The sequence below is a fragment of the Sphingobacteruim zhuxiongii genome (genome assembly GCF_009557615.1).
Lineage (GTDB): Bacteria > Bacteroidota > Bacteroidia > Sphingobacteriales > Sphingobacteriaceae > Sphingobacterium > Sphingobacterium zhuxiongii.
On sequence record NZ_CP045652.1, the window covers coordinates 2902528 to 2922065 of the forward strand.

Consider the following 19538-nt stretch of genomic DNA (forward strand, 5'->3'; position numbering starts at 1 on the left):
TGTATATTATTTTGTTAAACCTTCTTTTAAATAATCCCACCATCCATAGTTAATGACATGGACGATATCAAATATCATTGAGCCTTCAGATTTTGCTCGGCACATCTTTAAAGCCTTGACAAACTGCTCAGGGTGCCCTTTATATTGCTCAACATAAAGTCCTGCATATACTGGTGTTTCGCCCATAGTGACGCGATTTACTAACTCTGCAGATCCCTCAACTGTATACCAATCTTCTTGTGCGACAGTTAAACCAGACTCCAACTTCTTTTGGTCATCTTTCTTCAAAATCTCAGATTTCTCTACTTCGAAATAATAATTACCCGTGGTAAACAAATCTAAAGCCTCAGCATATGCGTAGTTTTTATACTCCGCAGACGCCCATTCAAATTCCTTTGAAGGATCATAATTCTTGCTGGCAAAGTTTACTCCTACATCGTAATACAATGGATACCAAGACCCTGTATAATCACCGAAAACAATATTAGGATTGATACCTTTAAGTGCCGCTCGTGCTTCAAAAATGAAGTCATGAATAATCTTCGCTCTCCAAGTCAACCATTCTTTAAAGTAGATTCCATCAACGCGTTTGCCATCTTGATATTCGTAAATATCTGCCGGAAATTTCGCTAATGGTTTTCCCAAATAGTTCTCAAACTGCTTTTTACTTTCCTCTGAAAAATCAGCATTTAAATTATCAAAGCGAACACGATCGAGAATTATTCCATCCAATTTAGGATACATTGAAACGAGTTCTTTCAAAATTGAAAGCTCATATTGACGAACTTCCGCTAACACTGGATTAATCATCGCCGAATACTTATTCTTCTGCTCAGTGATTAGCTTAAACCCTTCTGGTAAATAAGACTTTGTTCGCCAATGAGCCTTTGTCGCGTCATCATAAACAACGCCACGATCGAAATAATTATGTCCAGCAACAAAAACGTTTGTGGACGCATGAATCTTTAAGCCTAATTGATGTCCTTTTTCAATAAAATAGCTTAACATATCCCAAGAAAGATCCTTTTTTGTTTTTGATTCACCCCAAGAAATCATTACAGGTGCAATCTTACTAGGATATAAAACTTCGCCAGTAATGGGTTTCACATCCACTACGATGTCTGTCACACCTACTTCTTTCGACTTTTGAAGGTAAAAAAGAATAGAGTCTTTATGACAGAATCTATCAAAATTCGCTGTCGCATCAAACCATAGAATATTCCTATCAATGAAAGGCTTATCCTTAGCTGCTTGTTGCTTGCGAACTCCACAGGAACTGAATAAAATTGTAATGATAAAAGCTATACTTAATAATCTCATGTCTTTCGTTTAGTTTTTCACACCATCTTTAACGGCATCAAATAATTCTTGTTTTAGCATATTATATTGTGGAGCATACATATGAACAACATCAAAAAGCATCACTCCACCGGATGTTCTTGAAAGGATATATTTAATTGCTTTACTAATCTCAGCTTTGTTCGCGTAGTTGATATTACCTACGTCAATACTACCGTAGATTGGCGCCTTCCCTTTCGTGATATAATCAATACCATTTAGCGAACCTTCGATACTCCACCAGTGATATTTCAAATTTGCAGTAGCCGGATTATCTGCTAGACGAATCTGGGTAAAATAATTACCTGTCATCAGCATATCCATCTCTTCAAAATACCCAGTTGCACTGTAACCGGGATACCCCCAGTCAAAACGCAATTCAAAATCCTGGAAAGGATCGTAATCTTTACTCGCCCAATTCACACCTACTTGGTAGTAAGTCGTGTACCATGCGCCAACATACGCTCCGAATTTTGCTTCCGGTTTTACTGACTTGACAGCTTGACGCGCCTTCTTAACGAAATCTTGAATAACGCCAGTTCGGTAGACAAGCCATTGCTTATAGTACTTCCCAGTTACATTTGGTAATAGTTGCCCTGATTGTTCCTTCCATGAACTTACAATATCCGAGGGAAAATTGATCTTGTCCGCTTGGTTATCATTATATTTTTCTTTTAAGAAGGATATGAACTGTTGTTTACTATAATCAGAGAAATCTGCATTAATATCGGTGTAACGAGCGTAGTCTAACATTAGCCCATCCAATTGAAATTTAGCAGTAATTTCTTTAATCATATTTAGCACGCGGTTTTGTACTTCCGGCTGCGCTGGATTAACGAAGATATTCTTTCCAGTTTCAGAAATTCGACCTAACTGACCTTGCGTATTCTTCACCACGATCGATTCGTATTTGTCTTTGAAATCCGCATCATCAAAAGCGTGGCCCATATTTCTACCCCCGTCACCTTCAACAAAAGTAACGATCGACAGATAAGCTTTCATCTCCCGCTTTTTCGCTTCAGAAATTAAGAATTCCACATAATCTGCTGGTTTATTCTTACCATCTAAACTTGTAAACTCCTTAGCATAGGCACTATTATACATCGTATAACCCGAGCTAGGCTTAACATCAATGACTAAACCGGTAACTCCACAATCTTTTAACTTATCGAGAATCTTTACAATTTCTTCCTTGCTATTAAACTTACCATAAGTACCAAAAACATTCGAACGAGCGTCTACCCAAACAAGCACTTGCTTGCCAGCTTCATTAGTTGGTGGGGTTTCCGGATCAGGTTTATCAATTGGTTTTTCTGTTCCTGAATCTTTAGAACAAGATCCTAAAGCGACAATCGCTAATGCAGCAAATATTGATTTCCATTTCATCATTCAATTCTTTTAAATAAGCAGCAGTAATGATACTGCTGCTTATAGCTACATAAATATCTTACAAGTCTACGCAGTCATACTGCACGCCCACTACATAACCATTCGTGAACATGAAATACAAATACATATAGAAGCCATTGTCAGAAACAGCCATGATTACATCGCCAGTTCCGTTTGCATTAGCCGGTTGACTGGTTCCAGCACGACCATAAGCGCCTTTTGGTGCCGCCCAAACTAACCCTGGGGTAGTTGCCAATGAAGGATTTCCACTGAAACCACCTTCTGTATCAATCAAGTAAACCTGATCTGCTGATCCCCAATCAAAACTATTGATATGGTTATAGGCAACATATTTACCATTGTTGAAGTTGGTAAAATCAACAGAATTCGCGATAAAGTTCGCATCTAGCTTTTCTAGATTTGCTGCTAATGAATTCGTTACTCCATTCAGTTTTGCTAACCTATTATCCGAATATCCAATTGCATAATACTCATTCGAAGGATCTGATGGATTCGTGTAAATGATATCAATATTGTTATTTGACCAAGCATAGTCACTGACCGTAACAATAGTCGGCGTATTAGAAACTAATACCCCATTCGTTACTTGCCAACGAGCAAATGTTTTATCATTTGCTTCATGGAATGGAGCAGTAATCAATGCGTTCTTGGTTACATCACCAATAATAGATACGCGTCTTCCTAACTTTTTACCAGCAGCATCCCATTCAATGAATGGAACCAATGGTGATGAAACAGAAGTCGCTTTCCATATTTTGAAAACATTGCCATCATTCGGAACCAAGTTGTTCAAGAAAAAGTTACCACCATCATCTGAGGTATTATTGAAGTTTCTTAAGCTTCCTTTTTTGTCTCCTAATTCAATAGCACCAAGTTTCTCACCTGTAAATGCATTGATGTATACACTGTTTTCACCTCTAGTATTCAATACTAAATGCTTACCAACGACTGCTAAGCTGTTTGTCATATTGTCTACAGAAATACCTAAATCAGCTTTCAGTTTTTTCGCAAACATAATCTTAGCACTGTTTTGACGAATACCTTTTGGAAGTTTTATCGCATCAACTGCTTTCAAACTGTATGTGCGTGTCGCATTTCCAGCCGATGAAACGGTAAATGGTAGTGCGGTTGACAAACTAATTGAAGAACCATTCGTAATGGAACCAGAAGAATGCTTATTTAAGACGTAAGTTAACTTTGGATTGACTAATTGCGTCCCGGGAACAATCGAGAAGTTCACGACATTTCCAACAACAATTGCATCAACTTCCTGAGGAACGCCCGCTTGATCTTCAAAATTGATCGTCGCGCCGAAGATATCTGTATTTCCTTTTTTGCTTGCGACAATCACATATTGTTTAGAAGAGCCGTCACCAGCGATCACCGAAACATTGATAGGCTTCGATAAATCGCTAATCCCCTCTAAAGAAGGTTCAATGCGCGAATCAACTGGAATAGAAGCTTTTAAAAGCACTTTCGATAAATCCACTTCATTATCCGAGTCAATTGGATAATAATAATCAATATCAACATAGACCGTATCGTTACTGATACGACTTTCGAATAATCTTGATCGGCCAGAGCCATCCAATGTGGCATAGAAATCAGCGATATCCGATTTATCATTTGGCGCTACATAATCTGGCTTCTGACAAGAGCCAAATGTTAAGGCTCCAAGAAGCCCCGCCACTGTATATTTTATAATCTTTTTCATAATTGTTCTAGCTTAACGATTACCAACCTTGAATTTGTGTCAAACCTAAGTTAACTTGAACCTCAAGTTCCGGAATTGGCAGATAGTAAAGTTTTCCGGTAAAACTACGATCCGAGGCATCTGCTGGCATCACTTCGTATTTAAAGCCTGTACCTTCGGGCGTAATCTTATGTCCAGTCATTCGCTTGCCATTAAGCTCGATGTGTGCTTTTCTCCAACGTCTCAAATCCCAAAAGCGATGTCCTTCAAATGCTAACTCAACTGTACGCTCATGCTCAATTACTTCCATTGCTTTTGCTAGGTTTGGTAAAGAAGCCGCTGGTAAGGAGCGTTTAGCACGTAATGTCGATAAAGCCGTAGAGGCTGCTGCAAATTCACCTAACTGAGCTTTTGCTTCGGCTAGATTTAAATATACTTCGGCATAACGAAGTTCAATCCAGCTCTGCGAGCTTTTATTCACAACAAAGTTCGTATTGGTAGGATCTAACATCTTTTTAGCGTAGTATCCAGTAACCGTACGCTTCGGATCACCTTGCGTACCAAACTGAATAAAGCCTTCGTTTACATCAGCAATACTCGTATTAATCGTTCTCCCCTTCCAACTAGCGCCGTTATAAAGAATACTTGCATAAAAACGAGGCTCGCGATTAGCGTAAGGATCTGCTGCATGATCTGGATTATTCCAAGAAAATGTGCTTCCATCCTTCATCTCGAATTCATTTACTAATTCTGCAGTTGGCACGCCATATACTAAAGCATTTCCTAAAGCATCTTTGGGAGGTGCATAACCTAAGTCATATTGATGTGTGACGGTTGGCGCTACAAAATCTACACGTAGAATCGCTTCTTTTGTCTTTTTATTTGTGAAGATAGATTGAAAATCTGCATCTAATTCATATAAGCCCAAATCAATGGTCGCTTGTGCTGCTTCAGCAGATTTTGTGAAGTAAGCATTCGCTTTCGCTTGACTAATTCCTGTCAAAGGATCCGTATTGAATTGCTTTTTATCATTTTTCGCAATAGAACCCGCAAACAATGCAACACGTGACTGGAGGGCGTATGCTGCGCCTTTTCCAGCACGCCCATCCTTATTACTCTTTGGTAAGTTAGTCGCTGCGAAATCAAGATCTTCAATCATAAAATCGTAAACAGCTTCCTCACTAGAACGTGGATTATCCTTAGTCGAATATTGTGCGATATCATTAAAAATAATTACCGATCCGTGTAATTTCGCAAGCCAGAAATAGGTATAGGCACGAATAAATCTAGCTTCAGCTTCATATTTAACTTGATCGTCTGCGCTTAATTGAGACTTTGTTTTCAATCCTCCAATAAACTCATTGACACGGCGAATTCGTTCGTAAGCACTTGACCAATAATTTAATCCTACGCTCGCTGGCGAAAACTGATTCGCATTAGAAATCAGAATATTAACAGTACCATTACCTGGCGTGTTCGAGGTAAATTTCATACCGTCTGCTAAAGCGTCCATGGCATTATCGTAACCTAGGCCTGGGAAAACTCCAAACTGAAATTTCTTCACTTCCGCATACATCCCATTGATGTACAACTCTATTGTTGAAGGATCTGACCAGATACTTTCTTCAACATATCTATCTTGTGGAATAACATCAATACTACAGCTATTCATACTAAAGAATGCTGATGAAATTAATGTCAGTGCGCTATATTTTAAAACTTTTAAATTTCTCATAACTATGATTAAAAAGTGACGTTAAGACCAAATGAGTAAATCTTTTGTTGTGGATAGAAACCATTGTTCACATTTGGCATCTCTGGATCTAAATACTTTAGGTAATCCCAAGTAAATAAGTTCGATCCCGTAACAAACAAACGAACGTTTTCAATCTTAGCTTTCTCTGTCATGGTCTTAGGCAAAGTATAACCCAATTGAACTGATTTTAAACGTAGGTAGTCGCCTTTACGAATCCAAGCGGAGTTAGCATTTGCATTATGTGCAGACATACCCGTTGCTTTGTACGAACTTAATCTTGGAAACTCTGCATTTGGATTATCAGGAGTCCATGAATTCTCTACTAAGAAATAAGGAGAGTTACCGAAACCGTAAAATGTTCTTGTAAATGGCGTGTTATCATCAACGCCAGAAGTACCAGAAGAACCCTCATAAGTTCCCGCTAAATTCACGTCAACCAATGCCGCACCTTGCAATAGCGCTGAGAAATCAAACCCTTTGTAGGCTAAATCAATATTTAATCCGAAAGTCAACTCTGGAACATTCGAACGACCGATGAAAGTTCTATCCCCAGCAGCAGTTAAACGGCCGTCACCGTTAAGATCTTTAAAATTGTAAAATCCTGGAGCAATAACACCCGAACTTGGAGACATGGCATTATTTGCCTCTTCCCAAGTTTGAATCATCCCATCAACAACGAAACCAGTCTTCTCGCCCACTGAACGACCAATAACGCTTAAATATGAAGGTGTTCCCGCAGGCTCTTCATACTTCAAATATCTATTTTTCGACCAGTTAATATTACCTGTTAATCCTAAGCGGAAATCGCCATAGGTATCTCTATACTTAATTTGCGCATCAAAACCACGGTTATCCATTTCGCCAATATTGGCAAGTGAAGGATAATAACCTCCAATCGATGACGGATATAAGTTTCCTACACCACCTAAAATACCTGTGGTATAGCGATAGAACCATTCAAAGTCGAAACCTAATTTATTATCTAAGAAGAATGACTCAAACCCAACATTAAACATGGTTGATTCTTCCCACTTTAGTGTAGGATTAGGAATATTCGAGGTATAGATTGCCGTCACAGGCTTTCCGTCGATTACAACAACAGGAGCAGTATTTTGTACAAATGTAGCGAGATAAGGGAATGTACCAACTTGTGCGCGATCGTTACCAGATTTACCATAGGAAGTTTTCAACTTCAAGTAGTTAATACCTTTCAAACTACTAAAGAAGTCTTCATTTGACACAACCCAGCCTAAACCAACACCTGGAAAGGATTTCCAACGATTTTCAGGCGAAAAATTCGCCGAGGCATCCCAACGTGCTGCGGCTTCCAATAAATATTTGCTCTTATAAGCATAATTTACACGTGCTACGACACCTGCACGCGCTTGTTCCGCATCAGAAGTACCTGTCGGTGTTATAAAATCAAGTGGATCCTTCGAACCATAATTAATTTCTTGAATAATATCAATAGGTAGATTCGATGCGCCAGTAGAGAATAAATTTCCTTTTTGGCTAGAAAACTCATATAAAGTCAGTAAGGAAAGGCTATGATCTGTAGCGATAATTTTATCGTAATTCAGACTTGCTTGAAGTGTCTTTCTATAAGTTGCGGAATATGCTTGACGTAACGTACTCTTTGTAATACCTGGCAAAGTTGATAAAGCAACATAATCACCTGTAACTTGATCCCTAGCACGGCCCATAGTTTCATAAGGTGTTAACCAAGTTTTGCTCTCTTGGTTAGAGTAATCATACGCTCCTTGAACCTTAGCTTGCAAGCCTTCAACACCCGGTACACGCAATGTAACATTAGCCTGACCCTGAAATACATTAGCGTTATATTTTTGATAACCCGAATTATCTACTGCCGCCAATGGATTTACATATCCAGCGTTTGAGGCGTAGGAAGTAGGCAAGCCATTGGGCGCATACATCGGCATATTTGGCAATGTTCGAACCGCTTGGTAGAATGGGTTCATGTAAGCGGTGTTATCTGGCGAAATACCCGGAGTATTCGTTAACTGATTACGCAAACCAACATTCAATCCTACAGATAAATAATCTGTTAGGCGGCTATTTAAATTTGTACGAACGTTATAACGTTTGAAGTTCGTATTCTTAACCACACCATCTTGATCCATATGGTTCACCGCCGCAAAGTATTGCGTATTTGAGTTACCACCAGAAATCGTTGCAGAGTGATGTTGTGATTGTGAGTTATTATCAACTAACATACCTACCCAATCCGTATTTCCGAATAATGGATTTGTATTCGTTCCATTGCGTACTGCATCGATTAAGTCTTGAGAATAAACCAATGCTGCGGGATCTTGATTAGTATTTAATAAGAAATCATTATCTACTTCGATACCTTTATTATACCAAGTCATATAATCTGGTCCATCTAAAAACTTCGGGAAACGCGTGTTTTGACCAAGACTATACGAGAAGTCATAAGATACCTTTGCGGGAGATTCTTTTCCTGACTTTGTCTTAACGATAATAATACCATTTGCTGCTTGAACACCGTAAGCTGCAGTAGCTACCGCATCTTTTAAAACGGAAATAGACTCAATCTCGTTGGGATCTAAATAAGCTAATGTAGACGAAGGTCTTTCCACATCATCGACAATAACTAAAGGACTACGGTTTGAACCATAAGTACCGATACCACGCACATAAAGTGCTGATCCATCAGCTCCTGGACGACCAGATTGCTGTACGGCAGATAAACCAGGTAGACGTCCTGCTAATGTATTCGTGATATTTTGTGTAGGCGTTCTTTTTAACTCATCTCCTTTAATCTGAGCAACAGAACCAACCATTGTACCTTTCTTTTGTGTTCCATAAGCAACAACCATTACTTCTTCTAGTGCATTGTCTTCAGATGCTAAAGTAATCGTGTTGTTCGATGCACTATTGATTACAACTTCTTTCGATTTAAAACCGATAAATTGAACTTGTAATGTTACTGGTAATCCGTCGACTTGCACTTCAAATGCTCCCCGTTGGTCGGACATCACTGTCTGACCTTTACCTTTTACTTTCACAGTCGCACCAGCCACCGCCGCATTCTGATCATCCTTAATCAATCCGCGAACAATAGACTGCGCATAGGAAGCCATTGTTTGCATGAGTAAGAACATCAAACAGAACACCTTAAAAATCAAAGATTTGCTCTTTTTTAGATGATTCATAATTAAATGTTTATTAAAATTGTTTGTTTTTTAAATGACCCGCATAGTCAATTTCTTGACCGAACAGGTTAAGGACCTTATCTAAAATAACCGCAACGGTTCTTCTATTCAATTTGCTTTTATGATCTGTAAAAACAAGATTTTCCTTAGCGAGAATTTGTGCTAAAGCCTCTACTGACACATCCTTTTTTACATACTTTAACATGGCACTCATCGATTCAAGATCTAAAGCTTCCCCAGAAGCATCCCAATTCGTTTGAAGTGCAGGATAATATAAGCGAAGCCCCTGCATCAACTCATATTGACTCACTTCACGCTCTGGATAGAACCAGGTCTGATTAGCCCATTTGTAAGGAATTCCAGTACCCCTTAAAAGTCCAGTCGCTCCAATTTTCTGCAATTCCTTAAATTGTGGATCTGTAGCAGGCACATCTATATAAGGCATGATATAAGCTTTGTGATCTAGTAGTGCTGCTTGTACGTCTCTAATCGAGACTTCAGAAGGTTGCTTGTTTTGCTTAACCGCCACGGCTGCTAATGCACCAGACGCTTGTCCTATTCCTAAGACAACTGGTTGCAATCGAGTCGCTCCATTTACGATATTGCTCACCCCAATACTTTTTTCAGACACAATCAATCCTTCGAATTCCGCAGGAATTAAAGAGCCCATGGGAACATTATAAGAGGGAACACGAATTTTTACGAAATCAATTTCTGGAGCATTACCATATTTATAGTGATGATGATCGATTGTGTAATCGCCAACCGCAATTCCTGTTTTATAATAAGCTTCATCAGTTTCAAAAGGTGTCATTATGTGTTGAAGTGCAAAAAGAGATTTTGCCTTCAATCGACGCGATTCACGATGATAAGGAATCATCGGAAAACCATCCTTCGTCGGATATTCATCATATGCGATTCCAAGATGCTTGAAACCTAATTCATGTTGTATATAGTAAACAAAACGCAGCGTCATTTGCTTGGCTTCTTCTAACGCCTTCGTTCGCTCGCTATTTGACTTCTCAATAATGTTTAGATAGATATCATTGCCCTTCTTCGGCCAATTAATCATAAACTTATTGTTAGGCAAGCCGCCATACGTTAGCATCTTATAGCAATCATTATTATTCTTTAAGTGGGTAGCCGGATCAGAAACATCACAACAGCCCGCGAATTCACTCGGATCATAATTTTTTGGCTTTTTAATGGTTTTATCCGCACCTTGTCCAAAATCCTTTAACGTAATAACATACGTTAGATCCTGAATAATATCGTTGCCTTCATTTAAAGCAAAGCTCTCTTTCGTCAACGACTTACTGTCCATTCCTAAATAATAAGGAACTTTAAGATTCGCCATCACGTCACCCAACTCGGTAGCGTCGATAAGTACTTTGGCTTCAATATGAATGATCTTTCCTTTTTTACCTCTTGCTTCAATTTTCCAACCATTTGCCGTTTTTACAGGATTAGCCCAAGTCGTTTCAAACATGACTTGAATATTCGACTCCTGCCCTACCATCTCTTGAAGTATTTTGTTACCTATCGAGGGTTCAAAAAGTGTATTACTTACCCAGCCTGTTTCAACAGCTGCAGCCCCGCCGTAGTGGCTATATAATTTTTCTCTAAACTCCCCCCATAAGCCCGATGGCATTTTATGGTTACCATCAATAGCAGAAACACCGGCAGACGTTAACATTCCTCCTAACCAAACAGTTTCCTCTAGAACAATAGATTTTACGCCCAAGCGAGACGCTTGAATGGCAGCCATCGTGCCGCTAGCACCTCCACCGACGATAATAATATCAGTTTTGAGTTGTCCGAATACTTGAGTTAGCGATAAAAAGAGAACAAAGCACAATAAGTAAATTTTCTTCATATATGGTTTGATTTGTAATTATGTTAAATCGCACGCATCGGATTTCTCACAATTAGGTAGATCGTATAGCAGGTTCTAATACGGGAACTAAATTATAAATAAAAAAAATAATGACCAATTTATTTTTAAATATTTTTAAAAACAAACTGGTCATTAATATATTTTTTACTAAAAACAGGTTGTAGAAGATTCGCTATTCGGTCTCATTTTCTTCTGTTGGTTTGCGGAGAGGCACCAACCAAGTGACAATAAAAGCAGGAATAGTAGCAATTAAAACCCAGATAAAGAACTCTTTATACCCCAAATGATCACTTAAATAGCCACTGATCATGGAAGGAATCATAAATCCTAAATTCATCAATCCACTTCCAAAAGCATAATGCGCCATTTTATATTTCCCAGGAGCAATGTTCTGCATCATAAAAAGGATTAACCCCACAAATCCGAAACCATATCCGAAATATTCAACAATAACAGCACTTGCAATCAAATATAAATTCGTTGGCATCGCGATCGCTAGAAATGCATATGCGGCAAATGGAATGTTAAAAAACGCACATAGGACCAGCAACGTCTTCCTTGTAAGTCCATATTTAGCAACATAGTTTCCGGCTAAAATAGACCCCAATACAAAGGCTATTGCCCCAAAAACGCCATAAAGAAGTCCTATTTCTGAAGTGCTTAGACCTAAGCCTCCCTCCTCGCGGGTCGCTTTAAAAAATAAAGGAATAATCTTAATGGCCTGTCCTTCTGCAAATCGATAAAATACAATAAAAGCTAAGCTGAACCAGATATATTTCTTTTGAAAAAAAGAGATAATCACATCTTTTAACGTACTAAAACCTTCAGATAAGGAGCTCGTATTTGCTGCGGCCTGTCCTGAAGGAATCGCTCTCATATTATATAGACCTAATAAAATCATAATAATCCCATAAGCAAACATAACAATCATCCAAGCGTTGACCACGCCTATACTCTTCTCTAATTCGCCCGCCAAGTAAACCAACGCGCCCCCAGAAAAAACCTTCGCTATATTATAAAATGCACCCTGCCAGCCAACAAATTTTGCTTGAAGTGTAGCACTCAATTCATTGAGATAAACACCATCGGCAGCCGTATCGTGTGTAGCACCGCTGATAGCGATGATGGCTAATATTCCGATGGAGATACTAAAGAAACTATCTAACTGTAAGGAGATTCCGACTAAACCAAACAACAATCCGGTAAGTATCTGCGTTACGAATACAAAGAACTTCTTCGTCTTGTATAACTCTAAGAACGGACCCCAAAGAGGCTTTAACGTCCATGGCATCATAATTAGCGAAGTCCAAAATGCAATCTTTGCATCCGAAACTCCTAGATTCTTATACATTAAAGTAGCGGCAGTTGATAGGGCAACAAAGGGTAATCCCATTGCAAACCATGTCGTTGGTATCCATTTTAAGGGATGTACTTCTTTGCTGTTTTGTGTTTCTTTCACGTTTGTATAATTAAGGTTATTGATATTTTTGGTATATTATGCTTTCATTTAATAAACCCGCTATTTTTTCAGCCGCCATTTATAAAATGATTTTCACAGGTAGATGTTTTGTTCTATCTAATGATAAAAACGATCAATTATATTAAAAAAATATCAAAATCTAAAACTTGTTTTTAAAATTATTTAATAATATCAAAATTTTTACTATTATCGCAGTATAGTAGCAATTCCTATAAAAAACAGCTGGTAAATAAAGATGACCTTAAATTTTCTAAACGACATACAATTGGGAGCAAATTCTGGCGTAGCTTACAAAAACATACGTCTGAAGAAGCAGATACTATCCTATTTCGCTCAAAATGAAACGGCAACAATCGCTGAACTCAGCAAAGAGTTCAACGTCAGCATTCCGAAGATCAATGAGTGTATATCGGAATTAATTAATGATCAACTAGTGAAGGATTATGGAAAAACTTCCGCTTCAGTTGGTCGAAAACCAAATTCCTATGGATTAGTTGCCAATGCGGCCTATTTTATTGGTGTTCAAGTGGGTACGGAAAACCTAAGTATCGCGATGATAAACTTGAAGAAAGATTTAGTTGCACAAAACGAAGATATTCCTTTCCGTTTAGAAAACTCGGAAGAGTCATTAAAGATGATTTGCGATTGTATTACTGATTTTATCGCGAAACAACCGGTAAATAGGGAAAACATTCAAGGAATCGGAATCAACTTATCCGGACGAATTAACTACCGTACGGGATATTCCTATAGTTACTTCAATTTTTACGAAGACCCTTTATCTACTTATTTCGAGAAGGCACTCGGCATTCCCGCGTATTTAGAAAATGATACGAAAGCATTGTCTTATGCGGAATTTTCAAGCGGAATATTAACAACTGAAAAAGACGCGCTGTATATTAATATAGATAATGGTATTGGTCTAGGGATAATGATTAACGGTCAGCTATATTATGGAAAATCTGGTTTCTCCGGTGAATTCGGACATATACCAATTTTCGATAATGAGATTATCTGTAAATGTGGAAAAAGAGGTTGCTTGGAGACAGAAGCCTCCGGTCGCGCCTTAAGAAAAAAGATAATCGACGAGATCAAAGCGGGTGCTTCGACGATTCTAACCAAGAAATTTGAGAATATAGAAGATATCCGTTTAAACGACATCATCATTGCGGCTAAGAAGGATGATAATTTAGCAATTGAATCCATAAACTACATTGGAGACAAGTTAGGTCGTGGCATTGCATCATTAATTAACATTTTCAACCCCGAGCTTATTATTATAGGTGGTTCTCTGGCAAAATCGGGCGAATATTTAAGTTTGCCTGTCAAGAATGCGATCAATAAATACTCCCTATCAATCGTCAATCGAGATACTAAAATTACCCTATCGTCCCATGGTGAGAAGTTAGCTGCTTTTGGCGCCTGCTTACTATTGAGAGATAGGCTTCTAGAAATAACCGAATAAACGATTCTACAATCCAAGAACAATTAAATTGCAGCGATTCTATTCATCGATTGAATCGCTCAGGAAGATGCAAATAAACATCTCGATTTGATCTAAACCGTATTGCAACAAGCTTCATAAAATTCGAGTATTGTCCGAACAAGGCACGAAGAAGTCTGGAAGAAAACTTGAAAATTATGACACTCAATTAGGCAGCTAGACTTTACCATTTTTCAAGTCAACAACAGCATTAAACTCTAATGCGATTTAACGGGCAGAGTAGAACCGTTACTTGCGCTTGTAAGACTTCCATTTCTTTCCAAAATTCTCATCATTTTCGGAAATTGTAAAATATTTATTACAAAAATCTGTTTTTTTTTACAATTTTTTGAATCCACAATCGTTTGATAGATAAACATTTAGCCAAACCCGCTTTTGTTTTCCGAGTTTTTCAGTCCATTTTCCCCAAGTTTTTGCAAAATAATTCCTTCGAAGCTCCGTTTTGTATGCATACGTATCATTCCCGTTACAATTCATTTTGGAACTTTTTGAACTTAACTTATGCAAAAAACATTAACCCACCTAATGATATGGCTTTTAGCCATACAAATGGGCTATGCCCAGCAAAAAACACTAACCGGAAAGGTCATTGATCAACAATCAAAGACACCAATTTCTGGAGCTACAGTTCGAATTCTCCCCGGAAAAACCGCAGGAAAGACAGATAGTAGCGGTGTGTTTTCTATTCAAATGCCCGCTGACGCAAAGCGACTCAGCGTGAGCGTGGTTGGATTTAATCAGCTCAGCCGTCCCCTTTCAGTAACCGACAACGATTTGACATTGGAACTTGTTGCACAGACGGAGCGAATTGAAGACGTCGTAGTGACCGCTATGGGTATCGAACGGAAAGCAAAGAGTCTATCCTATTCGACTCAAGTTGTCAAAGGCGACGAGCTTACAAAAGTTAAAGATGCCAATCCGATGAACAACCTGACTGGTAAAGTATCGGGTATGCAGATTAATCGAAGCTCGTCGGGTATTGGCGGATCGGTTAACATTGTACTCCGCGGTTTTAAATCAAACCGAAATAACCAGCCGCTATATGTTATTGATGGACTTCCAATTACCAATACAGGAGGATCAGGATCCGAAGGCGCTTTCGGTGGAGGAACTGACCGTGGTGACGTCTTAAGTTCATTGAACGCCGATGACATCGCTAGTATCAACGTGTTGAAAGGAGCTTCCGCTTCTGCACTTTATGGTAGCCAAGGTGCAAACGGAGCGATTATGATCACGACTAAAAAGGGAGCCGAAGGAAACCTAAAGATCGACGTATCCTCGAGCATCACGGCAGATCAAGCGTTTTACCTTCCGAAGCTACAATATCGCTATGGGCAAACAACCGATGGCAGTGAGGAAAGCTGGGGTGAAAAAGGTTCTTTCAAAGATCCGGTAAACGACTTTTACAATACGGGTACGACACTGATCAATACCGTATCGCTAAGTGGCGGAACAAACAAAATGCAGAACTATTTTTCATACGGTAACACCACAAATAGCGGAATCATTCCAACAAATAAATTCAATCAGCATTCCCTAACTTTTCGTAACTCAACGAATTTCTTCGATGAGAAGCTTCATTTCGACGGAAGTTTGATGTATTCAAAACAAGATATACATAATAGACCAACATCAGGACTTTACTTTAGCCCAATCGCGGGTATGTATTTATTTCCACGCGGATTAGATTTTGACAAATACAAAACGTACGAGTATCGCTCACCAACAAGAAACTTATACCTACAAGATTGGTGGAATGTAAATGCTGACGCGGGACTTTCAGGTACGCACCACTCGCAAAACCCTTATTGGGTTTTACACAGGAATCCAACAAATCAAGACCGTGATAATATTATTGGGCAAGCGCAATTACGATATACGATCACCGGTTGGTTATCGGCAAGTGCTCGCGGTACAATAAATAAACGTTGGGATGCCTTCGAAAGACAAGTTTATGCCGGAACCCAAGGTGTTTTGTCCGGAGAAACCATCGAAGGAAAGCTAGCCGATAATGGTAGAATGATACGTGATGAGTCTGAAAATACAGCCATTTATGCCGATTTCCTATTAATTGGTAACAAGACATTCGCGGAAGATTGGGATTTGAATTTCACTGCGGGTACATCGATCAACGATGCTCGCTCTTCAGGATGGAGTATCGATCAAAAGAAGCTAGCAGTTGCTAATAAATTTATCTTAAGCAATATTTATCGCGACGCACCGATGAATAGCTTTAATGAGACGATAAGTCGCAGACAACTACAATCAGTTTTCGCATCGACCAACTTAGGGTATAAAGACAAGTTGTTTTTAGATTTAACAGCGCGAAATGACTGGTCTTCTACTTTAGCAAATACACCACAAGAGAAAAAAGGTTACTTCTACTATTCAGTTGGTCTATCAGCAATTATTTCTGACTTGATTAAACTTCCTGACTTTATCTCTTATAGTAAATTACGCCTGACGATGGCAGAGGTTGGTAATGACGTTGGTGTCTACAGTACAATTCCTGTGAACACACTAAATACGGGCGTACTGACTTCTAATGTTTCAGGGCCATACCAAGGCTTACCTTTACGTCCAGAGATTTCAAAAAGTTATGAAATCGGCTATGAAGGTCGCTTTTGGGATAATCGTGTAAACTTAGACGTTGCCTTGTATAAAACCAATACGACAGATCAATACTTTGCATACCAAGGTCCTGTGGGGCAGATTTACACGACCGTCTTTTTAAATGCTGGTAATATTCAGAACAAAGGGATTGAAGTTGCTTTGGGTGTTGATGCAATCAAAGGCGAAAAATTTAACTGGAATACCAATCTAAATTTCACTGCCAATCGCAATAAGATTTTAGAACTTGCTCCTAATTTGGGAGAGCGCTACAGCATTGGTGGCAACTTCAACGTACTACGTCTGAATGGTTCATTCGGAGATTTCTGGGCAAGAACATTCTTACGTGATGATAATGGTGTCATGGTTGTCGATGATAATGGTCGTCCACAGGTTGGTCCCGAAGGATATATCGGTAACAACAACCCTAAATCTATTGTAGGTTGGAATAATAGCTTTAGCTATGGTGATTTTGGACTAAGCTTTTCGGTTGATGCTCGCTTTGGCGGACAAGTTATCAGTGTCACGGATGGTTACTTAAATTCGTTTGGCGTCAGTGAGGAAAGTGCACTAGCACGTGATCGCGGTGGGGTGGATATACCTGCTGTGAAAACAGACGGAACGCCATGGCAAGGACTACTTCCAGCACAAGCCTATTATACGGCCGTTGGAAATCGTGATGGCATCATTGAAGGGCAAGTGTACGGGGCGACAAATATCCGTATGCGTGAAATTTCATTAAGCTATAAACTTCCCATTCAATCGAAAGCTGTTAAAGCTGCATCTGTATCCTTAACTGGAAGAAACCTTTTCTTCTTTATGAACGATGCGCCATACGATCCGGAGTTAAACACAACAACTGGTGCTGGAGGTCAAGGATATGATGCCTTCGCGCTCCCAGCAACGCGTAGTTATGGTTTAAATTTAAAATTCACCTTTTAATTTTCTTAAGCAAGCAACATGAAAAAACATATTCATAAAACAATAGGCGCTCTACTACTTGCGGGCACTGTTTTCAGCAGCAGTTGTACGAAAGATTTTGTAGAATTAAATACAAATCCGGCCGGCGTAACGGATGAAGAAGCAATGGGAGATTTTGCGCTCGTCGCTTCCTTCCTAGCGCAAGCACAACGAGCCATCATACCTGAGAATGTTGGTGAATACCAGGTGGCGGTAAATCTGTCTAGTGACGCCTATGGAGGTTACTTGGCGGCACAGAATCCGTTTGTCGGTAATGCCAATAACCTGACTTATGCACTGGTTCCGGGTTGGTATTCTTCCCTTTGGGTGGATCGATATATTCGAGGCATGAATCCAGTCTATCGAGCTGAGATCTTGACAAGAACAGATCAAGAACTTCAAGATATTTTTGCGTTTTCGAAAATCCTTAAAGTTTCCGCAATGCATAGAACCGCTGATAAAGTGGGACCTATTATCTATTCAAAATACAATACTCCTGATGCTTCCGATCAAATTGGTTATGATACACAAGAGGATGCATATAAACAGTTTTTTAAAGATCTCGATTCGGCAACTACGATTCTGAGCTCTTTAAAGGGTAAGCCCGTATCAGCAGCGATGCTGAAATCAGATTTAGCCTATACGACAGACAATTACAATCATTGGTTAAAATTTGCTAACACACTACGTCTACGTCTAGCATTGCGTATTGCTTACAAAGATGCAGCTTTAGCAAAAACAGAGGGTGAAAAAGCATTGAATCCAAGTAGTGGTGGATTGATGGAAACCAATGCGGACAATTGTTTTATTGCCCTAAGCACTGATCATCCGCTGAATATCATTGCGACCACTTGGTCGGATACCCGGATGAGTGCGGAGATGGAGAGTTTCTTATTAGGCTATGAAGATCCCCGTCTTGCGAAATTATTCGCTCCTGCGACAGATGCCGCTGTGAAAGGTAAATTCAAAGGAATTCGTGCAGGTATTGATATCGACGCAAAGAGCCGGTATGACAACTACTCAAAGCCCCTACCCATGCAGAATAAAATGCAGTTGATGATTGCTGCAGAGGCATGGTTCTTAAAAGCAGAGGCCGCACTTCGAGGTTGGTCGAATGCAGGCAATGCAAAGGCTAATTATGAAAGTGGTATTGAAAGCTCATTTGGTATGTTTGGCTTACAAGCGGGAAGTTATAAAACGAATGCTACGAAAAAAGCAATCCCATACCTTGATCCAAAATCTACCAAAGCAGGTGCAAATGATGTTTTAGCTAATTCTCCATACTTGAGTACGGTGACTATCGCATGGAATGAAGCAGATAGCAAAGACAGAAAATTGGAACGCATCATCACCCAAAAATGGATTGCTATGTTTCCTGATGGAGACGAAGCTTGGGCAGAATATCGCAGATCTGGGTATCCGATTTTATTCCCTGTAGTCGTAAACTATAGCGGAGGAACCATCCCTACCAATCCTGGAATTCGCAGAATGCCTTATCCTGAACGTGAATACAACAGCAATAGCCAAGCGGTTAATGAAGCTGTAAAGATGTTAGGTGGTCCGGATAACGGCGGAACACGTTTATGGTGGGATGTAGAGAATAAAAAACTCTAGTTAAACAAGGAAATGTTAGGTCTTCGATTTGTCTGATTTAAAGTATAAGATTGAAGAACATAAACAGCTAGGAAAGTTA

At 39.3% G+C, this 19538-nt stretch carries 10 protein-coding genes; 3 read left to right on the plus strand and 7 right to left on the minus strand.

From position 1 onward, the window contains the following. Positions 1 to 6: 6 nt before the first annotated feature. The 7 genes from GFH32_RS12370 to GFH32_RS12400 form a co-directional block, all read right to left on the minus strand. Entirely contained in the window at positions 7 to 1320 is a 1314-nt protein-coding gene (locus tag GFH32_RS12370; protein ID WP_153511897.1) for an alpha amylase family protein, read from the minus strand. A 9-nt stretch (positions 1321 to 1329) separates the two neighbouring features. After that, positions 1330 to 2727 carry a family 10 glycosylhydrolase gene (locus tag GFH32_RS12375; protein WP_153511898.1) on the minus strand — a complete coding sequence of 466 codons (1398 nt, stop codon included), beginning with the start codon at positions 2725 to 2727 and terminating at the stop codon, positions 1330 to 1332. A gap of 58 nt (positions 2728 to 2785) precedes the next feature. Beyond that, positions 2786 to 4462, minus strand: coding sequence for a DUF5018 domain-containing protein (locus GFH32_RS12380; RefSeq protein WP_153511899.1), 1677 nt, complete (start codon positions 4460 to 4462; stop codon positions 2786 to 2788). Positions 4463 to 4481: 19 nt separating this feature from the next. Next, on the minus strand, positions 4482 to 6176 hold the full coding sequence (locus tag GFH32_RS12385) for a RagB/SusD family nutrient uptake outer membrane protein (RefSeq protein ID WP_153511900.1): 1695 nt from the start codon (positions 6174 to 6176) through the stop codon (positions 4482 to 4484). A gap of 8 nt (positions 6177 to 6184) precedes the next feature. After that, complete coding sequence (locus GFH32_RS12390; RefSeq protein WP_153511901.1) at positions 6185 to 9394, minus strand: SusC/RagA family TonB-linked outer membrane protein; 3210 nt, start codon at positions 9392 to 9394, stop codon at positions 6185 to 6187. A gap of 13 nt (positions 9395 to 9407) precedes the next feature. Further along, entirely contained in the window at positions 9408 to 11270 is a 1863-nt protein-coding gene (locus GFH32_RS12395) for an FAD-dependent oxidoreductase (RefSeq protein WP_153511902.1), read from the minus strand. A 193-nt stretch (positions 11271 to 11463) separates the two neighbouring features. Beyond that, positions 11464 to 12750 (minus strand): MFS transporter, encoded by a 1287-nt coding sequence (locus GFH32_RS12400; protein WP_228384128.1) that lies wholly within the window; start codon positions 12748 to 12750, stop codon positions 11464 to 11466. Positions 12751 to 13006: 256 nt separating this feature from the next. Between GFH32_RS12400 and GFH32_RS12405 the strand changes: the two genes are divergently transcribed. The 3 genes from GFH32_RS12405 (at position 13007) to GFH32_RS12415 (ending at position 19459) form a co-directional block, all read left to right on the plus strand. Then, entirely contained in the window at positions 13007 to 14236 is a 1230-nt protein-coding gene (locus GFH32_RS12405; RefSeq protein WP_153511903.1) for an ROK family transcriptional regulator, read from the plus strand. 540 nt (positions 14237 to 14776) lie between these two features. Then, positions 14777 to 17827, plus strand: coding sequence for a SusC/RagA family TonB-linked outer membrane protein (locus GFH32_RS12410; protein WP_153511904.1), 3051 nt, complete (start codon positions 14777 to 14779; stop codon positions 17825 to 17827). Between the two features lie 18 nt (positions 17828 to 17845). Then, complete coding sequence (locus tag GFH32_RS12415; RefSeq protein ID WP_153511905.1) at positions 17846 to 19459, plus strand: SusD/RagB family nutrient-binding outer membrane lipoprotein; 1614 nt, start codon at positions 17846 to 17848, stop codon at positions 19457 to 19459. Positions 19460 to 19538: the final 79 nt, after the last annotated feature.

What these genes read in the sequence shown, in the direction of transcription:
- GFH32_RS12370 (WP_153511897.1), bottom strand. Translation starts at nt 1,320, where the DNA reads ATGAGATTATTAAGTATAGCTTTTATCATTACAATTTTATTCAGTTCC.
- GFH32_RS12375 (WP_153511898.1), bottom strand. Translation starts at nt 2,727, where the DNA reads ATGATGAAATGGAAATCAATATTTGCTGCATTAGCGATTGTCGCTTTA.
- GFH32_RS12380 (WP_153511899.1), bottom strand. Translation starts at nt 4,462, where the DNA reads ATGAAAAAGATTATAAAATATACAGTGGCGGGGCTTCTTGGAGCCTTA.
- GFH32_RS12385 (WP_153511900.1), bottom strand. Translation starts at nt 6,176, where the DNA reads ATGAGAAATTTAAAAGTTTTAAAATATAGCGCACTGACATTAATTTCA.
- GFH32_RS12390 (WP_153511901.1), bottom strand. Translation starts at nt 9,394, where the DNA reads ATGAATCATCTAAAAAAGAGCAAATCTTTGATTTTTAAGGTGTTCTGT.
- GFH32_RS12395 (WP_153511902.1), bottom strand. Translation starts at nt 11,270, where the DNA reads ATGAAGAAAATTTACTTATTGTGCTTTGTTCTCTTTTTATCGCTAACT.
- GFH32_RS12405 (WP_153511903.1), top strand. Translation starts at nt 13,007, where the DNA reads ATGACCTTAAATTTTCTAAACGACATACAATTGGGAGCAAATTCTGGC.
- GFH32_RS12410 (WP_153511904.1), top strand. Translation starts at nt 14,777, where the DNA reads ATGCAAAAAACATTAACCCACCTAATGATATGGCTTTTAGCCATACAA.
- GFH32_RS12415 (WP_153511905.1), top strand. Translation starts at nt 17,846, where the DNA reads ATGAAAAAACATATTCATAAAACAATAGGCGCTCTACTACTTGCGGGC.